The sequence below is a fragment of the Massilia niastensis DSM 21313 genome (assembly GCF_000382345.1).
Lineage (GTDB): Bacteria > Pseudomonadota > Gammaproteobacteria > Burkholderiales > Burkholderiaceae_D > Telluria > Telluria niastensis.
Genome location: NZ_KB908153.1, coordinates 1 through 22,140 on the forward strand (window position 1 = coordinate 1; position 22,140 = coordinate 22,140).

At 67.4% G+C, this 22,140-nt stretch carries 19 protein-coding genes, 1 rRNA gene and 1 riboswitch; of the genes, 19 read left to right on the forward strand and 1 reads right to left on the reverse strand.

From position 1 onward, the window contains the following. The first annotated feature begins 235 nt into the window (after positions 1–235). From cobT to H162_RS0127110, 19 genes are all read left to right on the forward strand, one after another. On the forward strand, positions 236–1,270 hold the full coding sequence (gene cobT, locus H162_RS0127020; protein ID WP_020656610.1) for a nicotinate-nucleotide--dimethylbenzimidazole phosphoribosyltransferase: 1,035 nt from the start codon (positions 236–238) through the stop codon (positions 1,268–1,270). A 1-nt stretch (position 1,271) separates the two neighbouring features. Beyond that, positions 1,272–2,051: an adenosylcobinamide-GDP ribazoletransferase gene (locus H162_RS0127025; RefSeq protein ID WP_020656611.1), complete on the forward strand. Its 780-nt coding sequence runs from the start codon at positions 1,272–1,274 to the stop codon at positions 2,049–2,051. A 4-nt stretch (positions 2,052–2,055) separates the two neighbouring features. Next, the gene (locus H162_RS0127030) at positions 2,056–2,601 is read left to right on the forward strand and encodes a histidine phosphatase family protein (protein WP_020656612.1); all 546 of its coding nucleotides are present in this window, start codon (positions 2,056–2,058) and stop codon (positions 2,599–2,601) included. 7 nt (positions 2,602–2,608) lie between these two features. Next, positions 2,609–2,828: riboswitch (cobalamin riboswitch) on the forward strand. Positions 2,829–2,895: 67 nt separating this feature from the next. Further along, positions 2,896–4,740, forward strand: a complete 1,845-nt coding sequence (locus H162_RS0127035) for a TonB-dependent receptor domain-containing protein (protein WP_026355156.1) — start codon at positions 2,896–2,898, stop codon at positions 4,738–4,740. A 25-nt stretch (positions 4,741–4,765) separates the two neighbouring features. Beyond that, the gene (locus H162_RS0127040; RefSeq protein WP_020656614.1) at positions 4,766–5,788 is read left to right on the forward strand and encodes a FecCD family ABC transporter permease; all 1,023 of its coding nucleotides are present in this window, start codon (positions 4,766–4,768) and stop codon (positions 5,786–5,788) included. 4 nt (positions 5,789–5,792) lie between these two features. Continuing rightward, the gene (locus H162_RS0127045) at positions 5,793–6,566 is read left to right on the forward strand and encodes an ABC transporter ATP-binding protein (RefSeq protein WP_020656615.1); all 774 of its coding nucleotides are present in this window, start codon (positions 5,793–5,795) and stop codon (positions 6,564–6,566) included. Continuing rightward, the gene (gene cobO / locus H162_RS0127050; protein WP_020656616.1) at positions 6,563–7,189 is read left to right on the forward strand and encodes a cob(I)yrinic acid a,c-diamide adenosyltransferase; all 627 of its coding nucleotides are present in this window, start codon (positions 6,563–6,565) and stop codon (positions 7,187–7,189) included. Before H162_RS0127045 ends, cobO begins: the two co-directional genes overlap by 4 nt. Continuing rightward, on the forward strand, positions 7,189–8,490 hold the full coding sequence (locus H162_RS0127055) for a cobyrinic acid a,c-diamide synthase CobB (RefSeq protein ID WP_026355157.1): 1,302 nt from the start codon (positions 7,189–7,191) through the stop codon (positions 8,488–8,490). The genes cobO and H162_RS0127055 overlap by 1 nt, the downstream gene beginning before the upstream one ends. Continuing rightward, positions 8,487–9,047 carry a bifunctional adenosylcobinamide kinase/adenosylcobinamide-phosphate guanylyltransferase gene (cobU, locus tag H162_RS0127060; protein ID WP_020656618.1) on the forward strand — a complete coding sequence of 187 codons (561 nt, stop codon included), beginning with the start codon at positions 8,487–8,489 and terminating at the stop codon, positions 9,045–9,047. Before H162_RS0127055 ends, cobU begins: the two co-directional genes overlap by 4 nt. Beyond that, positions 9,041–9,985 carry an adenosylcobinamide-phosphate synthase CbiB gene (gene cbiB, locus H162_RS0127065; protein WP_020656619.1) on the forward strand — a complete coding sequence of 315 codons (945 nt, stop codon included), beginning with the start codon at positions 9,041–9,043 and terminating at the stop codon, positions 9,983–9,985. Before cobU ends, cbiB begins: the two co-directional genes overlap by 7 nt. Next, positions 9,978–10,958, forward strand: coding sequence for a threonine-phosphate decarboxylase CobD (gene cobD / locus H162_RS0127070; protein ID WP_020656620.1), 981 nt, complete (start codon positions 9,978–9,980; stop codon positions 10,956–10,958). The genes cbiB and cobD overlap by 8 nt, the downstream gene beginning before the upstream one ends. Continuing rightward, the gene (locus H162_RS0127075) at positions 10,955–11,824 is read left to right on the forward strand and encodes a cobalamin-binding protein (RefSeq protein ID WP_020656621.1); all 870 of its coding nucleotides are present in this window, start codon (positions 10,955–10,957) and stop codon (positions 11,822–11,824) included. The genes cobD and H162_RS0127075 overlap by 4 nt, the downstream gene beginning before the upstream one ends. After that, the gene (locus H162_RS0127080; protein ID WP_020656622.1) at positions 11,821–13,281 is read left to right on the forward strand and encodes a cobyric acid synthase; all 1,461 of its coding nucleotides are present in this window, start codon (positions 11,821–11,823) and stop codon (positions 13,279–13,281) included. The genes H162_RS0127075 and H162_RS0127080 overlap by 4 nt, the downstream gene beginning before the upstream one ends. A 241-nt stretch (positions 13,282–13,522) precedes the next feature. Further along, positions 13,523–14,251, forward strand: a complete 729-nt coding sequence (locus H162_RS0127085; protein ID WP_020656623.1) for a carbonic anhydrase — start codon at positions 13,523–13,525, stop codon at positions 14,249–14,251. A 163-nt stretch (positions 14,252–14,414) separates the two neighbouring features. Then, the gene (locus H162_RS0127090; RefSeq protein ID WP_026355159.1) at positions 14,415–15,758 is read left to right on the forward strand and encodes an SWIM zinc finger family protein; all 1,344 of its coding nucleotides are present in this window, start codon (positions 14,415–14,417) and stop codon (positions 15,756–15,758) included. Further along, complete coding sequence (locus H162_RS32915; protein WP_020656625.1) at positions 15,755–17,356, forward strand: DUF5691 domain-containing protein; 1,602 nt, start codon at positions 15,755–15,757, stop codon at positions 17,354–17,356. Before H162_RS0127090 ends, H162_RS32915 begins: the two co-directional genes overlap by 4 nt. Beyond that, positions 17,353–18,447 (forward strand): ATP-binding protein, encoded by a 1,095-nt coding sequence (locus H162_RS0127100; RefSeq protein WP_020656626.1) that lies wholly within the window; start codon positions 17,353–17,355, stop codon positions 18,445–18,447. Before H162_RS32915 ends, H162_RS0127100 begins: the two co-directional genes overlap by 4 nt. Positions 18,448–18,456: 9 nt before the next feature. Then, the gene (locus H162_RS0127105) at positions 18,457–20,691 is read left to right on the forward strand and encodes a DUF5682 family protein (protein WP_020656627.1); all 2,235 of its coding nucleotides are present in this window, start codon (positions 18,457–18,459) and stop codon (positions 20,689–20,691) included. Beyond that, positions 20,681–21,826 (forward strand): VWA domain-containing protein, encoded by a 1,146-nt coding sequence (locus H162_RS0127110; RefSeq protein WP_020656628.1) that lies wholly within the window; start codon positions 20,681–20,683, stop codon positions 21,824–21,826. The genes H162_RS0127105 and H162_RS0127110 overlap by 11 nt, the downstream gene beginning before the upstream one ends. Before the next feature lie 141 nt (positions 21,827–21,967). On the opposite strand, the gene rrf is transcribed toward H162_RS0127110, so the two are convergent. Next, positions 21,968–22,080 (reverse strand): 5S ribosomal RNA (gene rrf / locus H162_RS0127115). Positions 22,081–22,140: the final 60 nt, after the last annotated feature.

Genomic DNA, 22,140 nt, shown 5'->3' on the forward strand with positions numbered 1-22,140 from the left:
TTCGGTACTGCATTTTTGCTGCACTGCGAAGCGTTGTGTTCGTCAGCAGCAGAGAAGCGAGATTATGCGGTGTTTTGCGTTTGTCGTCAACTTCTTTTTGTTTCACCCTCTATTCAAACCGCTTTGCAGCACTGTCTGCGTCGAGGGAGCGAGACTATAACAAAGACCTGCCACACTTGCAACGCTTATGATTGTGCTATCGTAGCCGCCGCCTTTCGACCCTCCCTGTACATACATGCATATTCCAACCATCGCTCCCATCCATCACGCGGACCTGGCCCGGGCACTCGCCGACGCCATCAATAACAAGACCAAGCCGCTCGGCAGTCTCGGACGCCTGGAGACACTGGCTGCCCAGCTCGGCCTGATCCAGGGCTCGACGAAGGTCGTGATCGACCAGCCGGCCATTCTCGTCTTTGCGGGCGACCATGGCGTGGTTGCGGAAGGCATCTCCGCCTTCCCGCAGGATGTGACCTGGCAGATGGTGGAAAACTTCCTGGCCAAGGGCGCGGCGATCAATGTGTTCGCACGCCAGAACGGTTGCGCCCTGCATGTCGTCGATGCGGGCGTCAACCATGAGTTCGGCCTGCGCGACGCCCTGCTCGATCGCAAGGTCGCCCCTGGCACCCGCAACTTCGCCAGGGAAGCGGCGATGTCGGCGCAGGAGTGCGCGGCCGCCATCGAGCATGGCATGGCACTGGTGCGCGACCTGCCGGGCAATGTCGTCGGCTTCGGCGAGATGGGCATCGGGAACACCACCTCCGCGGCGGCCCTGATGCACAAGCTCACCGGCCTGCCGGTGGCGCGCTGCGTCGGCGCCGGCACCGGCCTCTCGGCCGAGGGAGTCCTGCACAAGGAGCGCGTGATTGCCGCCGCCACCGCCCTGCATGCGAGCGCCAGCGAACCGCTCGACATCCTCGCCGCCTTTGGCGGCTTCGAGATCGCCATGATGGCGGGCGCGATGCTCAAGGCTGCGGAACTGCGCAAGGTCCTGCTTATCGACGGCTTCATCGTCACCAGTGCGCTGCTGGTGGCCGCGCGCCTGCAGCCGGCCATCCTCGACTACTGCGTGTTCTCGCACTGCTCCGACGAGAACGGCCACGCGCTGATGCTCGAACACCTGAACGCGAAGCCGCTCCTGAACCTCGGCCTGCGCCTCGGCGAAGGCACCGGCTGCGCGCTCGCCCTGCCGCTGCTGCACGCCGCCGCCAACTTCCTGAACGAGATGGCGACCTTCGCCTCGGCCCAGGTCAGCACGCGCGCGGACTGAGATGCAGCAGCTGCGCCTGTTCTTCATCGCCCTGCAGTTCTTCACGCGGCTGCCGATCCCGCGCTGGGTCGGATTCGAAGCCGCGTGGCTGAACCACGCCTCGCGCTACTTCCCGCTGGTCGGACTGGTCGTGGGCGGCATCGCGGCAGGCGTGTATGCGGGCGCAGCGCTCTTCTTGCCGGCGCCGGTCGCCGCCGTGCTGTCCACCGCCGCCACGATCTACCTCACCGGCGCCTTCCACGAAGACGGCTTCGCCGATACCTGCGATGGACTGGGCGGCGGCATGACGCGTGAACGCGCCCTGGAGATCATGAAGGACTCGCGGGTCGGCGCCTATGGGGCGATCGGTGTCGTGTGCATGCTGATCGCAAAGTGCACCACCCTGGCCATGCTGCCGCCTGCCAGCGCCATCGCAGCGCTGCTGCTGGCCCATCCACTGTCCCGGCTTGCCGCCACCTCGCTCATCTGGAAGATGGAATATGCGCGTGCGGAAGGCAAGGCCAAGCCGCTGGCCGAACGCATGACAGCCGGCGAATTCGGCATCGCCTTTCTCACCGTGCTGCTGCCCGCCGCCGCGCTCGTGCTCCATGGCGCACTCCAGGTGACGGCACTGGCAGCCGCCCTGGCGGCCGCCCTCCTCGCGACTTTCTGGCTCGCGCGCACCTTCGAACGCCGCCTGGGCGGCTATACCGGCGACTGCCTCGGCGCGGTCCAGCAGCTGTCGGAGGTGGCCATCCATATCGCCGTGCTGGCCACCCTGGGCCACGGCGCACTGGCCTGACACCGTGCAGCTCTACCTCGTCCGCCATCCGCAACCCGATGTCCCGGCCGGGCACTGCTACGGCGCGACCGACGTCGCGGTAGCGGACAGCGAGATCGAACGGGTCCGCATCGCACTCCTGCAAGCCGGCCTGCCGGCGGAGATGCCGGTGTACGCCAGCCCGCTCGGGCGCTGCGCCGAACTGGCCCGGCGTCTTGGCGCATCCCCGCCGGTCTTCGACGCGCGGCTGGCCGAGATGGATTTCGGCGCATGGGAAATGCGCAGCTGGGACGACATCGACCGCGCCGGGATCGACGCCTGGAGCGCCGACCTGCTCCACTACCGCCCGGGCGGCGGCGAAAGCGTGATCGACGTGGCCCGGCGCGTGGCCGCATTCCGCGCCGATCTCCAGCGGACGGGCCATGCACGCGCCCTCGTCATCTGCCACGCCGGCACGATCCGGCTGCTGTCCTCTCTCCATAGCGGTGGCGCCATCGAGGAAGCCGCCCTGCGCGCCGCCCAGGCACCCCACCGCATCGCCTACGGCGAGATCATGCTGCTGAAAGACTGACAAGACCGTATAATGGCGCCGTTTTGGTGCTCGCGGCTGTGTTCACAGTCGCAGTTAAACGGGAAACACGCAGCCCTTTCGCAGGGCCAACGTGTGCTGCCCCCGCAACGGTAAGCAAGTGCCGCTTTACGCGGCAAACCGTCTTCCATGACCACTGTGCGATCGCATGGGAAGGTCGGACGGCCACACTTGCCAGCCCGGATACCGGCCAAAAGGTGGATGCGCGCCAGCGGTGCGCGTCTGTTCAATCTGGCCTACGGGGACGTCGGCTGGTTGTCATCGATAAGAACTGTCATGAACTTTCCTGTAACACGGCAAGCGGCCGCGGTGTCGCTCGCACTCGCCATCGCTTCGCCTTCCGCTTTCGCCGAGACCCTCGACACCGTGGTCGTCACCGCCACCCGCACGCCGCAACGCGCCGCCGACGTGATTGCCGATACCACCGTCATCCATGCCGAAGAGATCGCGCGCTCGGGCGCCGGTTCGGTCGCCGATATCCTGCAGCGCCAGCGCGGCATCGAGATTGGCCGCAACGGCAGCGCGGGCGCATCCACCAGCGTGTTCGTTCGCGGCGCCAACAGCAACCAGGTGGTCGTCCTGCTCGACGGCGTGCGCGTCGGCTCCGCGACGACCGGCGCCGCCAGCTGGAATGCCGTGCCGCTTGGCGCCATCGACCGCATCGAGATCGTCTACGGTCCGCTCACCACCCTGTACGGCGCCGATGCGATCGGCGGCGTGATCCAGATCTTCACCCGCAAGGGCGAAGGCGGGCCGGTCGTCGGCGCGTCAAGCGGCGCGGGCAGCAACGCCACCCGCCAGGCCGACGCCAGTATCCACGGATCGACCGGCGGCGAGCGTGCGCTCAGCTACGCCTTCAGCGCCGGCTACGAGGATTCGGACGGCTTTTCCGCCACCCGCCCGGGCACATCGGGCCACAACGCCGACGAAGACGGCTACCGCCGCCGCAGCGTCAACGGCCGCGTGTCGAAGGCGCTCGCCCGGGGCCACGAAATCGGCGCCCAGTTCCTGGCCAGCCGCCTGTTCAACCAGTACGACAGCGGCTCCAGTGCCTACGACACGCACGGCGACCAGGAACTGAATACCGTCGCGCTGTTCATGACCAACCAGATCCTGCCGAACTGGCGCAGCACCTTGCAGCTGGCCCGCTCGGACGACAAGCAGAGCAGCTTCACGAGCACCGCGGCCTCCGGCGCCAGCCAGATCGACACCCAGCAGGACGAGCTGACCTGGCAGAACACCATCGCCCTCGGCCCGGACACGCTGCAGCTGCTGTACAGCCACCGCCAGGAAGAAGTGGAGTCCAGCTCCAGCGCCGCCCTGTCGCGCACCCGCATCACGAATTCGTATGCCGGGGTCTATTCCCTCAAGCGCGGCAGCCACCTGGTCGACCTCAGCGCGCGCCACGACCGCTCGGTCTACGGCAGCAAGAACACCGGCGCCGCCGGCTACGGCTATGACTTCGGCAACGGCCTGCGCGCCACCGCCAGCGTCGGCACCAGCTTCCGCGCCCCGACCTTCAACGAGCTGTACTTCCCCGGCTTTGGCCTGGAGAGCAACCAGCCCGAAAAGGGGCGCAACCGCGAAGTCGGCCTGCGCTACGACGGCAACAGCGTACAGCTCGACGCCGCCTACTACCGCAACCGCCTGACCGACATGATCGTCTCGGCCTCGCCATGTCCGGGCGGCCGTCCCGGCAGCTGCGCCTACAACGTCAACGAAGCGCTGCTGGAAGGCGTGACCATCGGCGCCAGCACCCGCATCGCCGGCGTCAACCTGCGCGGCAGCATCGACTGGCAGGACCCGCGCGACGAAACCACCGGCAAGCGCCTGGCGCGCCGCGCCAAGGAACACGCCAGCTTCGCCGCCGACTACACGGCCGGCACCCTGAAGACCGGCGCCGAATGGCAGCTCTCGGGCGGCCGCTTCGACGACGCGGGCAACCTGCGCCCGCTGGGCGGCTATGGGCTGCTCAACCTGTACACTACCTGGCAATTCACCCCCGAGCTGTCGCTGCTGGTGCGCGTCAACAATGTCGCGGACAAGCACTATGAACTCGCACGCAATTACGGAACCAGCGGCCGCACCTGGTTCGCCGCCCTGCGCTACGGTATCCGCTGACGGGGCATCCAACACAAGGGACAGCATGCATCCTCCACTTCGTCCGCTGCGCCAGCGCGCCCTGCTCATCATCGGCATCCTGCTGGTGTGCGCGGTCGCCAGCCTGCTTTTCTCCGGCATGACCGGGTCGATCCGGGTCGCGCTGGCCGATGTGCCGAACGCGCTGCGCGAGCTCGCGGGCGGCAGGGCCGAGTCGCTGCCGGCCTCGCTGCTGGAACTGCGCGCCGGCCGTGCGCTGACCGCGTTCGTCACGGGCGGCGCGCTGGCCCTGGCGGGAGTGATGATGCAGGCGCTGCTGCGCAATCCGCTGGCCGATCCATATGTGCTCGGGATCTCGGCCGGCGCCTCGGTCGGCGCGCTCCTGGCGCTGCTGCTGATGGCCACGGCGGCGACCGTGGACGCGGCGGCGCTGGCGGGCGCGGTGGCCGTCTCGATGCTGCTCTACCTGCTGGCCCGGCGCGACCTGCGCAGCGGACTCGCGGCCGAAGGCGGCGCCTCGATGCTGCTGCTGACCGGCGTGATCCTGTCCTCGCTGTGCATGGCGCTCGTGACCCTGATGCTGTCGATCGCGCCGGAAGGCCGCCTGCGCAGCATGATCTTCTGGATGATCGGCGACCTGGCCGGCGCGCCGCTGCGCCTCACGCCCTGGATCGTGCTGGCCGGCTCGCTGGTCTATGCCCTGCGCAGCGCGCGTGCGATGAACGTGGTCGCGCTGCATGCCGAGGCGGCGTCCACCCTCGGCATCCGCGTGGGCGCCTTGCGCAAGGGGCTGTTCTTCGTGTCCGGGCTGCTGACCGCCAGCGCGGTGACCAGCGCCGGTTCGGTGGGTTTCGTCGGCCTGATCATTCCGCACGCCTGCCGCTTCGCCTTCGGGCCGGACCACCGCGTGCTCGTTCCGGCGGCGGTGCTGGCCGGCGGCGCCTTCCTGGTGCTGTGCGATACGCTCGCGCGCACCATCATCGCGCCGCAGCAGCTGCCGGTCGGCGCCATCACGGCCGTCATCGGGGCCCCGGTCTTCCTTTACCAACTCCACCGGCTGCGGAGATGACAACATGATCCAGACCACCGACCTGAGCCTGAACGCCGGCAGCCGCACCCTGGTGCATCAGCTGAACTGGCAGGTACGTCCCGGCGAATGCTGGAGCGTCATCGGCCGCAACGGCGCGGGCAAGAGCACGCTGCTGCGCACGCTCGCGGGACTGCACCGCCCGGATGCGGGCGCCGTCAGCATCCGCGGCCGCGAACTGGCCGGCTGGGCGCCCGACGAGCTGGCGCGCGAACGCGCCTTCCTCGCCCAGTCGCGCCACGACGCCTTTGCCTACAGCGTGATCGAAACCGTGCTGTCGGCCCGCCACCCCTACCACGGGAACCGCTACTGGGAGGGCAGCGACGACCACTTCGCGGCGATGCAGGCGCTCGCGGCAATGGAAGTGGCCGAGCTGGCCGGGCGCGACGTGCGCACCCTGTCCGGCGGCGAGCGCCAGCGCGTGGCCATCGCCGCCCTGCTCGCGCAGGAGACGCCGCTGCTGCTGCTCGACGAACCCGCCAACGCGCTCGACCTGGCGCACCAGGTCAGCGTCATGGGCCTGCTGGCCCGCCTGTGCCGCGAACAGGGCAAGACCGTGGTCATGGTCGGCCACGACCTGAACCTGGCGCACCGCATTTCCACCCACGCCCTGCTGTTGATGGGCGACGGACGCTGGCAGGCCGGCCCCGTCGACCAGACCATGCAGCCGGCGCTGCTGGGCGACTTCCTCGGCCACCCGATCGACATGATCGAACACGGCGGCCGGCGCATCTTCATTCCACTCGAGGTTAACGCATGAACGAGATGACTCCCGACGAGATCGCAGCACTGAACGAACGCCACCGCGCCCGCATGGAGCGCAAGAAGGCGGTGATCGACGCCAAGATCGCCGCGGCCGACAAGGAAATCGGCATCATCATCGTCAATACCGGCAACGGCAAGGGCAAGAGCTCGAGCGCGTTCGGCATGGTGGCGCGCGCCCTCGGCCACGGCATGAAGGTCGGCGTGGTCCAGTTCATCAAGGGAGCGATGTCGACCGGCGAAGAGCTCTTCCTGCGCCGCTTCCCGGATGAGGTGAGCTTCCATGCGATGGGCGAAGGCTACACCTGGGAAACCCAGAACCGCGAACGCGACATCGCCAAGGCGGCCCAGGCCTGGGAACAGGCAAAAAGCTTCCTGTCCGACCCTTCCTATGGCATGGTGGTGCTGGACGAACTGAATATCGCGCTGAAATACCGTTACCTCGACGTGCACACGGTGATTGCCGACCTGCTCGACCGTCCGGAGATGCAGCACGCGGTCGTGACCGGCCGCGGCGCCCCGCCGGAACTGGTGGCGGTCGCCGATACCGTCACCGAGATGAATGTCGTCAAGCACGCCTTCAAGTCCGGTATCGCAGCGCAGGCTGGAACGGAGTGGTGATGAGCACACGCGAGGGAGCCCGTGTCGTCATGGTCTCGGCCATGGCGTCCAACCAGGGCAAGACGACGGTGACGGCTGCGCTGGCGCGGCGCCTGGTCCGCATGGGCAAGCGCGTGCGCGTCTTCAAGTGTGGTCCGGACTTCATCGACCCGATGCTGCTGGAATGCGCCTGCGGCTCGCGGGTCTACAACCTCGACTTGTGGATGGTCGGCCTCGACGAGTGCCGGCGCCGGCTGGGCGAGGCGGCGCGCAAGGCCGACGCCATCCTGCTCGAAGGGGTCATGGGCCTGTATGACGGCTCGCCTTCGGCGGCGGACCTGTCGCGCGAGTTCGGCATTCCCGTGCTGGCCGTGCTCGATGCCTCGGCAATGGCGCAGACGGCGGGCGCGGTGGCGCAGGGCCTGCGCGACTACGGTCCGGTGCAGATGGCGGGCGTGGTCGCCAACCGCGTGGCCAGCGCCGGCCACGCGGCCATGATCAAAGGCTCGCTGCGCGACATTCCCCTGATCGGCACCCTGCCGCGCCAGCAACTGGAGCTGCCTGGGCGGCATCTCGGCCTGGTGGTGCCGGGTGAAGTCGAGGAGCTGGACAAGATTCTCGATGCGCTGGCCGACCAGATCGAATTCAACGACGCGGCTTGGGACGCCTTGCCCATCATGCCGCCGTCGAGCGCGCAGCCTCCACCTGAGAAAAAGCTGCTCGCGGGCCGGACCATCGCCATCGCGCGCGACGCGTCCTTCGTGTTCGTGTATCCGGCCAATGCGGATCTGCTGCAGCAGCTCGGCGCACGGCTGACCTATTTCGCGCCGCTGGCCGACGAGCCGGTGCCGGACGATGCCGATGCGGTCTACCTGCCCGGCGGCTATCCGGAACTGCACGGCCCGGCCCTGCAGGCGGCGCAACGCTGGCGCGCGTCCATCCGCGCCGCCCATGCGCGAGGCGTGCCGATCGTCGCGGAATGCGGCGGCATGATGGCGCTCACCGACGGGCTGACCGACATCCAGGGAAAGCGCTGGGAAATGGCGGGACTGCTGCCGGGCGAGATCATCATGCAGCAACGCCTGGCTGGACTGGGAACCCACGCGATGCCAACCGCCGACGGCGAGATCCGCGGTCACGTCTTCCACTACTCGCGCATGGAATCGGCGCCCCAGCCGCAGGCGTACACCATCAAGCAGAGCAATTGCGCGCAGGGCGAGGCCGTGTTCCGCCGCGGTTCGCTCACGGCCTCTTACTTCCACGGCTACTTCCCGTCGAATCCGGCGGCGGTGGCGGCGATGTTCAAGGGAGGACGGCGTTGAGCTGTACGCTCGTCTTCGGCGGCGCGCGTTCCGGCAAGAGTGCGTTTGCAGAGGGCCTGGCGCAGGCCTCGGGCAAGGAAGTCATCTATGTCGCCACCTCGCGCGCGGGGGACGGCGAGATGTCCGCCCGGATCGCGCATCACCGCGAACGACGGCCGGCCGCGTGGCGCACCGTCGAGGAAGAGCTGGCGCTCGCCGCTGTGCTGCGCCGCCACTGCGCGCCGCAGCGGCTGGTGCTGGTCGACTGCCTGACACTCTGGCTCAGCAACCTGATGTTCTCGGACGGCCGCGCCTACCCCGAGGTGGGCGCGGTGGAGCTGCCCGCGCGTTTCCATGACGAGCGCGCGGCCCTGCTCGCTGCGCTGGACGAGGGACTGCCGGGCGAGGTCGTGTTCGTGTCGAACGAAGTCGGCATGGGCATCGTGCCCTGGGGCGCGATCTCGCGCAGCTTCGTCGACGAAGCGGGACGCCTGAACCAGGCGGTCGCCGCCCGTTCCGAGCGCGCCGTGTTCGTGGCCGCCGGCCTGCCGCTCGTGCTGAAAGGAGCGCCATGCTGAACGGGCTGTCGCCGCTGGCGGTGGCGCTGTTGCTGGTGGCCGGTGTCGCGCTCGACCTGCTGCTGGGAGAGACGCGGCGCTGGCATCCGCTGGTGGGCTTCGGCCGGCTGGCCAGCCTGATCGAGCGCCGCCTGAACCGTGGCGGCGCGCGCCTGCTGCGCGGCGCCGCGGCGTGGCTGCTGGCGGTACTGCCGCTGAGTCTCCTGTCCGCCTACCTGGCCGACATCGCCGGCCTGTGGCTGCACGCGCTGCTGCTCTACTTCTGCATCGGCCTGCGCAGCCTGCGCGACCATACCTTGCCCATCTATCTGGCGCTGCGTGCGGGCGACCTGGCGCGGGCGCGTGCGCTCACCGCGCGCATCGTCAGCCGCGACACGGCCGGCGCACAGGAGCCGGACCTGGCGAAGGCCAGCGCCGAGTCGCTGCTCGAGAATGGCAACGACGCCGTGTTCGGGACGCTGTTCTGGTTCCTCGTCGCCGGCGGCCCGGGTGCGCTGCTGTTCCGGCTGGCGAACACGCTGGACGCGATGTGGGGCTACCGGAACGAGCGCTTCAACCTGTTCGGCCGTGTCGCGGCGCGCATCGACGACGTGATGAACTACCTCCCCGCACGGCTGACGGCGCTGTCGTATGTGCTCCTGGCAGGCGCCGGACGCGCGCGCGCATGGCACTGCTGGCGCGCCCAGGCCGGCGCCTGGAGCAGCCCGAACGCGGGCCCGGTGATGGCCAGCGGCGCAGGCGCGCTCGGGGTGTCGCTCGGCGGCGCGGCGATGTATGACGGCGTCGTCGAGCAGCGGCCTGCGCTGGGCGCCGGACCGGCGGCGACCGCGTCCGACATCCTGCGCGCCTGGCGGCTGGTCCTGAAGACGGCCCTGCTGTGGACAGCCGTGACCTGCATGGCGGCCGTCCTGCTGACCCTCGGTGCGTCCCATGCTTGAGCACGGCGGCAACCTGCGCGATGCGGCCCGGCGTTTCGGGCGCGAGGACTGGATCGACCTGTCGACCGGGATCAACCCGCACGCTTATCCCATCCCTCCACTGCCGGCGGATGCCTGGCACCGTCTTCCGGAACCGGATCCGCGCCTGCTCGATGCGGCCTGCGCCTACTATGGCGCGCCGCAACTGCTGCCGGTCGCCGGCACGCAGGCAGTCATCCAGGTCTTGCCGCGCCTGCGGCCGCCGTCGCTGGTGGCGGTATCGGCGCCTTCGTATGCGGAGCACGCCCATCACTGGAGCCGTCACGGCCATGTGCGGCGGCTGGTCTCCTATGCATGCCTCGACCGGGCGGTCGACGAGAACGACGTGGTCGTCGTCGTCAATCCCAACAATCCCACTGGCGAGACGGTGGCAGCGGAGCGCCTGCTGGAATGGGCGGCGCGGCTGCACGCCCGCGGGGGCTGGCTCGTGGTCGACGAAGCGTTCGGCGATACCGCGCCCATGCTCAGCGTCGCCGCGCATGCGGCGCAGCCGGGCCTCGTGGTACTGCGGTCGGTCGGCAAGTTCTTCGGACTGGCTGGCCTGCGCCTCGGCTTCGTCGCCGCCAACGGGGCTTTGCTGGCGGAACTCGCGGACCAGCTCGGGCCGTGGGCGGTCAGCGGTCCGGCGCAGCAGATCGCCCTGCGGGCCTTGCTCGACACCGGCTGGCAGTGCGATACGCAAGCCAGCCTGGCACAGGCGGGGGAAAGGATGCGCGCCCTGCTGCACGCGCACGGCATGGTCTCGAGCGGCACGCCGCTGTTCCAGTGGTGGCCGGAACCCCGCGCGGAGGAGTTTCATGAGCATATGGCCAGCCGCGGCATCTGGTGCCGGCTGTTCCGCGAAGCGGCGCGCGGCATCCGCGTCGGCCTGCCGGGCAGCGAGGAAGGATGGCGGCGCTTCGAACAAGCACTTCACGAATGGAGAGAGCAATGAGGAAAACCATGCTGCTGGCCAGCATGCTGGCGGTACAGGCACAGGCGGCGATTACCGTGACGGACGACGCGGGCAAGACCGTCACCATCAGCAAGCCCGCGGAGCGTGTGATCTCGATGGCGCCGCATGTCACCGAGATGCTGTTCGCGGCGGGCGGCGCCAACCGGATCGTCGGCGCAGTGAACTACAGCGATTATCCGGAAGCGGCGAAGGGCATCCCGCGCATCGGCTCGAACCGCGAGATCGATCTGGAGCGTGTCATCGCCGCCAGGCCGGACCTCATCGTCGCGTGGATGCACAACAGCTCCGAACGGCAGATCGAGATGGTCCGCCAGCTCGGCGTGCCGGTATTCCAGAGCGATCCGCAAACGCTCGAGAACATCCCCGACAACGTGGTGCGGCTCGGGCAGCTCATGGGGACCGAAGCGGCGGCGAAAGCCACGGCCGCCCAGCTTCGCCAGCAGCTGGCGAGCCTGCGCGCGAAGTATGCGAATCGTCCGACGGTGCGGACCTTCTACCAGGTCTGGGACAAGCCGCTGTACACGCTGAGCGGGAAGCACATCATCACCGATGCGCTGCGCCTGTGCGGCGGCGAGAACATCTTCGACAAGCTGGCCGTGACTGCCCCGGTCGTGACCATCGAAGGCGTGCTGCAGGCAGACCCGGAGGCGATCTTCGGGACCGCCGAGAAGAACTATGGCGGCGTCAATCTGTGGAAACCGTATGGCACGCTGACCGCGGTGCGCAACAACAACCTGTTCACGCTGGATGGCGACCTGCTGAACCGCGCAGGCCCGCGCATGGTGCAGGGCACCGCCGCGCTGTGCGAAAAACTCGAACTGGCACGCCAGCACAGGACCCGATGAGCGATTTTCCTCACCAGACCCTGATGGTTCAGGGCACCACGTCGGATGCCGGCAAGAGCACGATCGTGGCCGCGCTGTGCCGCCTGCTCAAGCGGCGCGGTGTCCGCGTCGCCCCGTTCAAGCCCCAGAACATGGCGCTCAACAGCGCGGTCACCCGGAACGGCGGCGAGATCGGGCGGGCGCAGGCCCTGCAGGCGATCGCCGCGGGCGTCGAGCCGCATACGGACATGAACCCGGTGCTGCTCAAGCCATCGAGCGATATCGGGGCGCAGGTCATCATTCATGGCCGCGTGCGCGCGGAGATGAACGCGCGCGATTACCACGAGTACAAGACGGTCGCCATGCAGGCGGTGCTGGAATCGCATGACCGGCTGCGGTCGCAGTACGATGCGGTGGTCGTGGAAGGCGCCGGCAGTCCGGCCGAGATCAACCTGCGCGACCGCGACATCGCGAACATGGGCTTCGCCGAGGCGGTCGACTGTCCGGTCATCCTGGTGGCGGACATCGATCGCGGCGGTGTGTTCGCGCATATCGTCGGGACGCTGTCCTGCCTGTCGGCTTCGGAGCGCGAGCGCATTGTCGGCTTCGTGATCAATCGCTTCCGTGGCGATATCAAGCTGCTCGAGCCGGGACTGGAATGGCTCGAGCGCGAAACCGGCAAGCCGGTGCTGGGCGTGCTGCCTTACCTGCACGGGCTGTACCTGGATGCCGAGGATGCGGTGCAGCCGGACCAGGCCAGGCGCGGACGCTTCCGTGTCGTGGTGCCGAGTCTTCCGCGCATGAGCAACCACACGGACTTCGATGCGCTGCGGGCACATCCCGACGTCGACCTGCGCTTCGTGCGCGCCGGCGAAGCGATTCCCGCGGCGGACCTGATCGTCCTACCGGGCAGCAAGAACACGCGCGGGGACCTGGCCTGGCTGCGGGCGCAGGCCTGGCCGGAGCAGCTGGCGCGCCATCTGCGGTATGGCGGCAAGGTGATCGGCATCTGCGGCGGCTTCCAGATGCTGGGATGCAGCGTGACCGATCCGCATGGAGTCGAGGGGACGCCGGGCAGCTCCGAGGGACTCGGCCTGCTCGACATCGAGACGGAACTGAGCCGGGAAAAGCGGCTGGCGCAGGTGAGCGGCATGTGCGCCTTCGCCGGCGAAGCAGCGCAGGCGCGGGTCAGCGGGTACGAGATCCACATGGGCGTCTCGCAAGGAGATGCCATGGCGATCCCGGCGTTCGTGATCGATGGGCGCCAGGAAGGAGCCGTCTCGCAGGATGGCCAGGTGCTAGGCACCTATCTTCATGGGCTGTTCGATCATCCGGAGGCGGGCGCCGCGCTGTTGCGCTGGGCTGGCCTGCGCAGCGAACATGTTGTCGATACTGCGCGGTTGCGCGAGGCGAGCCTGGACCGCATCGCTGACTCGGCGGAGCAAATGTTCGAGAGGCTGATTGCGCTGCGGCGCTAGCGCATGAGGGCGTAACCCCATGTCGTCCCCTGGGGGAATGGCTTTCCGTGTCTGAAGAGTCGTCGCTGTCGCAGCATGTTGTCGGATCGGCGCAAAGACGACATGCCGGTGGACTGCTCCATGTCTACAGCGGCTCGATAAGCGTAAGGCCTGAAGTTCCAGGCGATAGGATTGCACGGGTGATGGGGCGGTGAAGCCGTCCCGCATCGCCGACTAACCGAACAATGTCAAAGGAGAGATCATGAGTGAACTCAGCACGTCAAAACGGCAGTTCTTCAAGACGCTGTGCGCATGCGGGACCGCTGTTGCCGCTGCTGCCTACTCGGAGATGGCGTATTCCGCACCGGGAAAGAAAACCACCCTGACGGGCCAGCAGGCGCTCGACCTGCTCAAGGAAGGAAATGCCCAGTTCACTGCGGACAAGCCGCATCCGGTCATCCAGGGCAAGGAACGACGCCTGGAGATCGCCCGTGGCCAGACCCCGATCGCGGTGCTCGTCAGTTGTTCCGATTCACGCGTTCCACCGGAGCTGTTGTTCGGACGCGGCCTTGGAGAGCTGTTCATTGTGCGTAACGCAGGGAATACGGTCGATACGGTTGCCCAGGGCAGTATCGAATACGCCGTGGCCGAGCTTGGCGTGCCCTTGATTGTCGTGATGGGGCATGAACGTTGCGGCGCCGTCGACGCGGCGGTTTCTGTCGTCGAGAAACAGACCGGTTTCCCGGGCAGTATCGGACAGATGGTCGAACCGATCATCCCGGCGGTATTGAGCGCCCGGGCACGGCTGGGAAACAAGAAGTTCACGCATGATGAACTGCTGGATGCTTCGGTGCGGGCGAATGTTGAACGCGTGGTGAACAAGCTGCGTGGCTCGCAGGCCATGCTGCTCGAGCCGGTGAGGACGAAGCGCCTGCTCGTGGTTGGCGCACGGTATGACCTGGATGATGGGCGGGTCGAATTCTTTGCCTGAGTGGCCAGATCGGGGCGGCGTGCTTTTCTTATATGCGTGCTCCGTCAGCACGCATCCATCCGCCCAGGACTTTCATTCACTTTATCTCTACTGCATGGAAAAAAGGTCGCTTCGCCCCGGATGAGTCGGTATAGTTTTCACACTCTGACAAAACGGTGTTCACGTGGCCCTCACAGCAGATCAAATTCTCTCGCTGGCTCCAGACCCGGCGTCGGCCAAAGCCGGCAGCCAACTGGCTACGGCATCGAAATGGGATCAGCTCGGACGCGACGACCGCGCCTTATGGGGCGAATGCCAAGGCAGCGGCAAGACGCCCTATCGCACCCAGATCGACACCAGCGAACCGGCGTTCAAGTGCTCTTGCCCGAGCCGCAAATTCCCGTGCAAGCATGGATTGGGGCTCTACCTTCTACTGAGCGCTCAACCCACTCTCTTTTCGCGCGCCAGTGCACCGCCCTGGGTGAACGATTGGCTCCAGAGCCGCCAGCAACGCCAGGAAAAGAAAGCCGAGAAGGCCGTCGAAGCGACGCCCGCGCAGGCGGAAGCTGCGGCGGCGCAGACACGCAGGCGTGAAGAAAAGCGGGAGGAGAATGTCAGCAGGGGCATGGCGGATCTGCAGACCTGGCTGCACGACCTGGCGCGCGAGGGGCTGGCGAGCGTTCGCGAACGCGGACCGTCCTTCTGGGACGGCATGGCCGCGCGCCTCGTCGATACCCAGGCCGGCGTCCTCGGCGCTCGTCTCCGGCGTGCGGGCGCAATGTGTTTTCACACCATGGTGCCTGGCTGGGAGCGCAGGCTGGCAAACGAACTGGCCTCGATCTATGTGCTCAGCAAAGCCTGGCAAGGGATCGATCAGCTTCCTGCGGGCCTGCAACGCGATGTCCGCGCACTCGTTGGCTTCGCGGTAAGCAAGGAAGAAGTCCTGGCCGAAGCGCCGCTCAGGGATCGCTGGCTGGTCATCGCGCAGCGCACGAATGAAGAAGAGCGCATCCGCAGCCGCGCCACCTGGCTATACGGCGTCACCAGCGAACGCTGGGCGCTCCTTCTCCAATACGCCGCCGGTAGCCAGGGCTTCGATCACGCGGTGGCGGTTGGCACCGAATTCGATGGCGATCTGTGTTTCTACCCGAGTGCCCTGCCTTTGCGCGCACTGGTACTGCACCAGTCGCCAGTGCTGCCGATGCACACTCCGATTCCCGCACCGGCTGGCTTTCCCACCCTCCTTGAGCGCTATGCGGACGCGTTGGCGGTCCAGCCGTTCCTGGAAGCCTATCCAGTCATGCTGCCCGATGTCGTCCCGGATCCCGGCGGCCGAACGGCCTTGTTCGATGCGGCCGGTACACGCATTCCATTGAACGCCGCTTTCCGGCATGGCATGCACCTGGCTGCACTGAGCGGCGGCCATCCCCTGTCCGTCATCGGCGAATGGGACGGCGAATCGCTGCTCCCGCTCAGCGTCTGGCATGGCGGCCGCCTGTACAACATCGAAACGGACCTGTTCGAATGAGCGACGCGGCCAAACAGATGCATAGCCTGCTCCAGGTCGGGACCTCCCGCGCCGTAGGCGCGCGTATCGATGCGCTGCCGCCGGAACTGGCCGCGGTACTCGCCACACCCCATGCGACCACACAGGATAGCGTGGAAGAGCATCTCTGGCTGGCCATCGGTTCGCATACGCTGTGGGCGCGTGCCGGTTACATCCCCGAAGGCAGTACCGCCTACGCCGCCGCGATGCCCGTCGCCGCGACAGAACAGCTGCGGCCATGTCCTGGCGCAGCGGAAGCCCTGCTTGCGCGCTTGCTGCAGGGCGAACACGCGCAGGTCCTGCTGCACCAGTGGCTGCAGCTATTGCAGCGGTATGGAGGCCGCTTGCCTCCGCGCTTCCTGCCGAATGTGCTCGCGCTTGCGGGCCGGCAGGCGCAGTTGCAGTCCGCCGTGTCGAGCGTACTCGGCGAACGAGGCCGGTGGCTGGCCCGCCTGGAACCGGAATGGCAGTGGGCACTGGCGCGGCAGGAGCATGACAACCTGGAGGCGCTCTGGCAAACGGGTACACCCGCAGAGCGCAAGTCGGCCCTGAGGGCATGGCGCGCCATCGAGCCGGCGGCCGCACTCGCAGCGCTGGCTGCCTCATGGTCCAGCGAACCGCCGGAGCGTCGCGCGGAACTGCTTGCCTGCCTGGATATCGGCTTGGGCCCGGACGATGAAGCCTTCCTCGAGGCCGCGCTTGATGATCGCCGCAAGGAAGTGCGCATCGCCGCGCAGCCGCTGCTTGCGCGCCTGCCCGGCTCCGGCTACGCACAGCGCATGCAGGCGCGTGCGGAGCCGCTGCTTCAGGTAAAACGCCCGCTGCTGGGGCGCCGCCGTCTCGAGGTCGAGCTGCCGGCAGCCTGCGACAAAACAATGGCGCGCGACGGTATCGGCATCGCCGCGCACCGGGGTCTGGGCGAGAAGGCCGGATGGGTGGTCGACATCGTCGCCGCGGTCGATCCACGCAGCTGGTCGCAGCGCTTTCAGATGCCGCCCGCCGAGTGCCTCGCGCTCGCCGCGGGAAGCGAATTTGCGCACGCCGTCATCCGTGGCTGGGCGATGGCCACCGTGCGCGGCGTTGCGCCCGCGCGCGCGCTGACCGAGTGGATCGATGCGCTGGCATCATTCTGGCTGGCTAACGACGCGCCGACTCGCCACCACTATCCGGCCGATTTCTTCGACGTGTTCCAGGACATCGAGGACGAAGACCCGCATGCCTTCCTGACGCGCATCGTCTCTGCCGCACCCCACGGCTGGGGACCGCACCACGCCGGCCTGCTCGAGCTGCTCATGCGGCTGACCAGCCGTTCCGGAGCGACCTGGCCGGCTGCGCTGTCGCGTCACATCGTCGAGCGCCTGCTCAAGGAGCTGCCCGCGACGCCCGACGCGCACTGGCTGCTCAGGCAAACCCTGACGTCTCTCGCTCCGGTCGTGGCTACCGAGGCCGTGCTCGGTCTCGAAGCGCCCTGGCTGGCATCCGACCCGCCCGCCGGGACCGTGCGCGAACACATCGCCACATTCTTCGACACCGTCCGTTTCCGGCACGAGATGTCGCTTTCATTCCAGGAGCCCGCATGACCGCATCGACCACCAACGTCCTACGCCAGCACGCGGAAGATCAGTACGCACGGGAGATCGAAGCCCTGATCGCCTGCGACAAGCGGCAGCGTCCGCCGCGCTGGCGGATGTCGCCGTGGGCCGTCTCGACCTACCTGATGGGCGGCGTGCTCGAGAACGGGGTCGAGATCGGTCCCAAGTACATCGGCAATGCGCGCGTGATCGAAATCGCGGTGGCGACACTGGCCACCGACCGCGCGCTGCTGCTGCTCGGCGTTCCGGGAACCGCGAAGTCGTGGGTGTCCGAACATCTTGCCGCTGCGATCAGCGGCGACTCGACCCTGGTCGTACAGGGGACGGCGGGCACCGGCGAGGAAGCGGTGCGCTACGGCTGGAACTATGCGCAGCTGCTGGCCAAGGGGCCATCGCTGGAGGCGGTGGTTCCCAGCCCGGTGATGCGGGCAATGCGCGAGGGGAAAATCGCAAGGATCGAAGAGCTGACCCGCATCCCCGGCGAAGTCCAGGATAGCCTGATCTCCATCCTGTCCGAGAAGGTCCTGCCGATCGCAGAGCTGGATGACGAAGTCCAGGCACAGAAGGGCTTCAACGTGATCGCCACGGCAAACGACCGCGACCGCGGCGTGAATGAGCTGTCGAGCGCGCTCAAGCGCCGCTTCAATACCGTCGTACTGCCGCCGCCCCGCACGGCCGACGAGGAAGTGCGCATTGTCGAGACGCGCGTGGCGAGCATGGGCCGCGCACTCGAACTGCCGGGCGAAGCGCCCGCGCTGGAAGAGATCCGCCGTATCGTGACCGTGTTCAGGGAACTGCGCCAGGGCGCGACCGTGGACGGCAAGATCAAGCTCAAGGCGACCACCTCCAGCATGAGCACGGCCGAGGCGATTTCCGTGATCACCCATGGCATGTCGCTGGCCGCGCACTTCGGCGATGGCGTCATGCGCGGCGCCGACCTCGCGGCGGGCATGGTGGGCGCAATCGTCAAGGATCCGGTGCAGGATCGGGTTGCGATGCTCGAGTACCTGGAGACCGTCGTGAAAGAGCGCGACGGCTGGAAAGACCTGTATCGCGCCTGCCGCGATGTGATGAACTAAGCGGACGGCATGAGCGTCCACCTGTTCGGCATCCGCCACCATGGTCCGGGCTGCGCCCGCAGCCTGCTGCAGGCCTTGCGCGCGCTGCAGCCCGACTGCATCCTGGTCGAAGGCCCGCCCGAAGCGGATGGCCTGACCGGCCATGTCGGCCGGCCGGGACTGACGCCGCCGGCTGCCCTGCTGGTGTACGCGACCGCAGCGCCGGAGCGCGCCGTGTTCTATCCGTTTGCCGCTTACTCACCCGAATGGCAGGCGATCCGCCACGCGAACGAGCAAGGCGTTCCCGTCAGGTTCTGCGACCTGCCCCAGAGCCACCGGCTGGTTGCGGCGCCAGGGACGGACGATGCGCCCACCGCCGCTCCCGCCGAGATCGAGGCGGATCCGCTCCAATGGCTGGCCCGCGCGGCCGGTTACGGCGATACCGAAACATGGTGGGACCATCTGGTCGAGCAGCGGCGCGACAGTCTCGACCTGTTCGAGGCGATCGCCGAGATGATGACCGTCGTGCGCAACGAGATGGCGCCGTCTCCCTCGCAGCTCGAACTGCGCCGCGAAGCGTTCATGCGCAACGCGATCCGCACGGCCGAAAAGGAAGGATTTGCGCGCATTGCGGTCGTCTGCGGCGCCTGGCATGTTCCGGCGCTGGCAAACCGGCCGACAGCCAGGAGCGATGCCGAGCTACTCAAGGGACTGCCGAAAGAAAAGGTCGCCGCGACCTGGGTCCCGTGGAGCTATGGCAGGCTCACTTTCGCCAGCGGTTACGGCGCCGGTGTCGTCGCACCCGGCTGGTACCAGCATGTCTGGGAGCGTGGCGACCAGGCCGGCCTGTACTGGCTGACCGACGTCGCCGCCCTGCTGCGCAAGAACGACCTCGACGCATCGTCCGCCCACGTGATCGAAGCCTTGCGGCTTGCCGACACCCTGGCCGCGCTGCGCGAGCGCCCACGTGCGGGCGTGGATGAACTGCTGGAAGCGGTACGTGCTGTCTTCGGCCAGGACAGCGACGCGGCACTGCGCCTGATCCAGCGCGACCTCCTGATCAACGACCGCCTGGGCGAAGTGCCGGCCGATGTACCGACGCTTCCGCTGGTGCAGGACGTACAGGCGCAACAGAAACGGCTCAGGCTTCCGGTGCGTGCCGATACGGTCGATCTCGATCTTGATCTTCGCCAGCCCGCCCATCTGGAAAAGAGCGTGCTGCTGCACCGTCTCGCCCTGCTCGGCGTGAGCTGGGGGCGGCACCAGCTGGCGCAGGGAAAGAGCGGCACCTTTCATGAACTGTGGCGGCTGGCGTGGGAACCAGAATTCGCGATCCGCCTGATCGAAGCGAGCCTCTGGGGCGCGACGCTGGAGCGCGCGGCCAACGCCTATGCGGTCAGCCGCGGCGCGGCGGAGTCCACCCTTCCCGACCTGACTACGCTGATGCAGCAGATCCTGCTGGCCGATCTGCGCGATGCCGTCGATCCGGTCATGCAGCGCATCCAGGATGTCGGTGCGCTCACTCCCGACCTCGGCTTCCTGCTCCAGGCCGTGCCGCCGCTCGTCGACGTGGTCCGCTACGGCAATGTGCGCGGCACCGACACGGGCGCAGTGGCCCATATCGCCGGTGGATTGATCACCCGCGCATGCATCGCGCTTCCATACAGTACGCGCGCACTGGCCGACGATGCCGCCGCCACCCTGCTCGAACAGCTGGTGAGTGGCGACCAGGCAATCCGCCGCCTGCAGGACGAGGCGCATACGCAGGCCTGGTTCTCCGCCCTCGACACCGTGGCGCGCAGCGACCTGAGTCATCCGCTGATCGCCGGCCGCTGCACCCGTATCCTGAAAGAGCAGGCGCAATGGCCACCCGACGCCGCGGCGCAGCAGTTGTCGCTACGCTGCTCGCCCTCGGTGACGCCGCTGGTCACCGCGCAATGGCTGGAAGGCTTCCTGGACGGCGGCGGCACGTTGCTGGCGCACAGCGACGAGCTGTGGGATCTCGTCAACGCCTGGCTGATGGCGCAGCCGGGCGATACCTTTGTCGAACTGCTGCCTTTGCTGCGGCGTACCTTCGGCAGCTATTCGCCGGCGGAGCGGCGTCAACTGACGGAACGGGCCTCCACCGGATCCTCGGGGCGGCAGTACAAGGTAGTCACATCGGCGCCGCATACGGTAGACCGCGAGCGCGCCGCGCGCATCCTCCCCATCCTTCGAACCATTCTTGGAAGCGCAGCCGCGCCGGAACCCGTCCATGGCGAATGACACCGACAACACCGAGCTTACCCGGCGCTGGCGCCTGATCCTTGGCGGAGACGTCGGCGGCGACGTCCAGCTTGGCGCCGCCGACGTCGCGATGGACCGCGCACTGGACGCCCTGTATGCGCAGTCCGAGCGGGGAGCCGGACTGGGCGCCTCGGCCCCCAATGTGGCGCGCTGGCTGGGTGACATCCGCCAGTACTTCCCGTCCACGGTGGTACAGGTGATGCAGAAAGATGCGCTCGAGCGTCTCGGCCTGCAGCGGATGCTGTGCGAGCCCGAGATGCTGATGGCGGTCGAGCCGGACGTGCATCTCGTCGCGACCCTGTTGAGCCTGAATCGCGTGATGCCGAACAAGACGCGCAGCACCGCGCGCCTGGTGGTCGGGCGCGTGGTCCGGGAACTTGAACAGAAGCTGGCCAGTCCGATGCGGCAGGCCGTGGCCGGTGCGCTGAGCCGGGCGGTGCGGAACCGGCGCCCTCGTCACAACGAAATCGACTGGATACGCACCATCCGCGCCAACCTGAAACATTACCAGGCCGAGTACCGCACCGTCATTCCGGAAACGCGGATCGGCTTTGGACGCAAGGGCCAGACCTTGCGCGACATCGTGCTCTGCATCGACCAATCTGGTTCGATGGCGCCCTCGGTGGTCTACGCCAGCGTGTTCGCGGCCGTCCTGGCAAGCATCAAGTCGGTCAGCACCTCGGTGGTGGTCTTCGATACCGCGGTGGTCGACCTGACGCCCATGCTGTCGGATCCGGTCGAGGTATTGTTCGGTACCCAGCTGGGCGGCGGCACAGACATCAACCGCGCACTGGCTTACTGCCAGGGACTGGTCACCCGGCCGAAGGACACGATTTTTGTCCTGATCAGTGATCTCTGCGAAGGCGGGAACAATGACGAGATGCTCAAGCGCGCCGCAAGCATGATAGCCAACGGTGTCCAGGTTGTCGTGCTGCTGGCGCTGGATGATAGTGGCGCGCCGTCCTATGACCGCGCTAACGCGGCGAAGCTGGCGGCGATGGGAGCGCCGGTGTTTGCGTGTACGCCCGATCTGTTTCCGGACATGATGGCGGCAGCGATCAAGCGCAGCAGTCTGGAACAATGGGCGGCGAAGGCAGGCATCGTGCACGCCTGAGCCTTTGGCGTTGGCGTTGGCGGCACAGCTCCCAACGCTTCAAGCTGCGTGTGGTAGGCCGTGCGGTCTGACGCACGAGGAAACCGACGCCCAAACGCAAAAAACCCCACCAGATCACTGGTGGGGTTTTTCTTATAACTAGCCTGACGATAACCTACTTTCACACTGGTTGCAGCACTATCATCGGCGCAAAGTCGTTTCACGGTCCTGTTCGGGATGGGAAGGGGTGGGACCGACTTGCTATGGTCATCAGGCATGACTTGTACGAGTGTCGCTAGCTCATGCTGAGCGTCACTCTGAATCCGGAAGAAGTA

Bases quoted from the DNA above. Each gene is read 5' to 3' on its own strand.
- H162_RS0127035 (WP_026355156.1), top strand. From the start codon at position 2,896: ATGAACTTTCCTGTAACACGGCAAGCGGCCGCGGTGTCGCTCGCACTC.
- H162_RS0127040 (WP_020656614.1), top strand. From the start codon at position 4,766: ATGCATCCTCCACTTCGTCCGCTGCGCCAGCGCGCCCTGCTCATCATC.
- H162_RS0127045 (WP_020656615.1), top strand. From the start codon at position 5,793: ATGATCCAGACCACCGACCTGAGCCTGAACGCCGGCAGCCGCACCCTG.
- cbiB (WP_020656619.1), top strand. From the start codon at position 9,041: ATGCTGAACGGGCTGTCGCCGCTGGCGGTGGCGCTGTTGCTGGTGGCC.
- cobD (WP_020656620.1), top strand. From the start codon at position 9,978: ATGCTTGAGCACGGCGGCAACCTGCGCGATGCGGCCCGGCGTTTCGGG.
- H162_RS0127025 (WP_020656611.1), top strand. From the start codon at position 1,272: ATGCAGCAGCTGCGCCTGTTCTTCATCGCCCTGCAGTTCTTCACGCGG.
- cobO (WP_020656616.1), top strand. From the start codon at position 6,563: ATGAACGAGATGACTCCCGACGAGATCGCAGCACTGAACGAACGCCAC.
- H162_RS0127080 (WP_020656622.1), top strand. From the start codon at position 11,821: ATGAGCGATTTTCCTCACCAGACCCTGATGGTTCAGGGCACCACGTCG.
- H162_RS0127085 (WP_020656623.1), top strand. From the start codon at position 13,523: ATGAGTGAACTCAGCACGTCAAAACGGCAGTTCTTCAAGACGCTGTGC.
- H162_RS32915 (WP_020656625.1), top strand. From the start codon at position 15,755: ATGAGCGACGCGGCCAAACAGATGCATAGCCTGCTCCAGGTCGGGACC.
- cobT (WP_020656610.1), top strand. From the start codon at position 236: ATGCATATTCCAACCATCGCTCCCATCCATCACGCGGACCTGGCCCGG.
- H162_RS0127105 (WP_020656627.1), top strand. From the start codon at position 18,457: ATGAGCGTCCACCTGTTCGGCATCCGCCACCATGGTCCGGGCTGCGCC.
- H162_RS0127110 (WP_020656628.1), top strand. From the start codon at position 20,681: ATGGCGAATGACACCGACAACACCGAGCTTACCCGGCGCTGGCGCCTG.
- H162_RS0127100 (WP_020656626.1), top strand. From the start codon at position 17,353: ATGACCGCATCGACCACCAACGTCCTACGCCAGCACGCGGAAGATCAG.
- H162_RS0127055 (WP_026355157.1), top strand. From the start codon at position 7,189: ATGAGCACACGCGAGGGAGCCCGTGTCGTCATGGTCTCGGCCATGGCG.
- H162_RS0127075 (WP_020656621.1), top strand. From the start codon at position 10,955: ATGAGGAAAACCATGCTGCTGGCCAGCATGCTGGCGGTACAGGCACAG.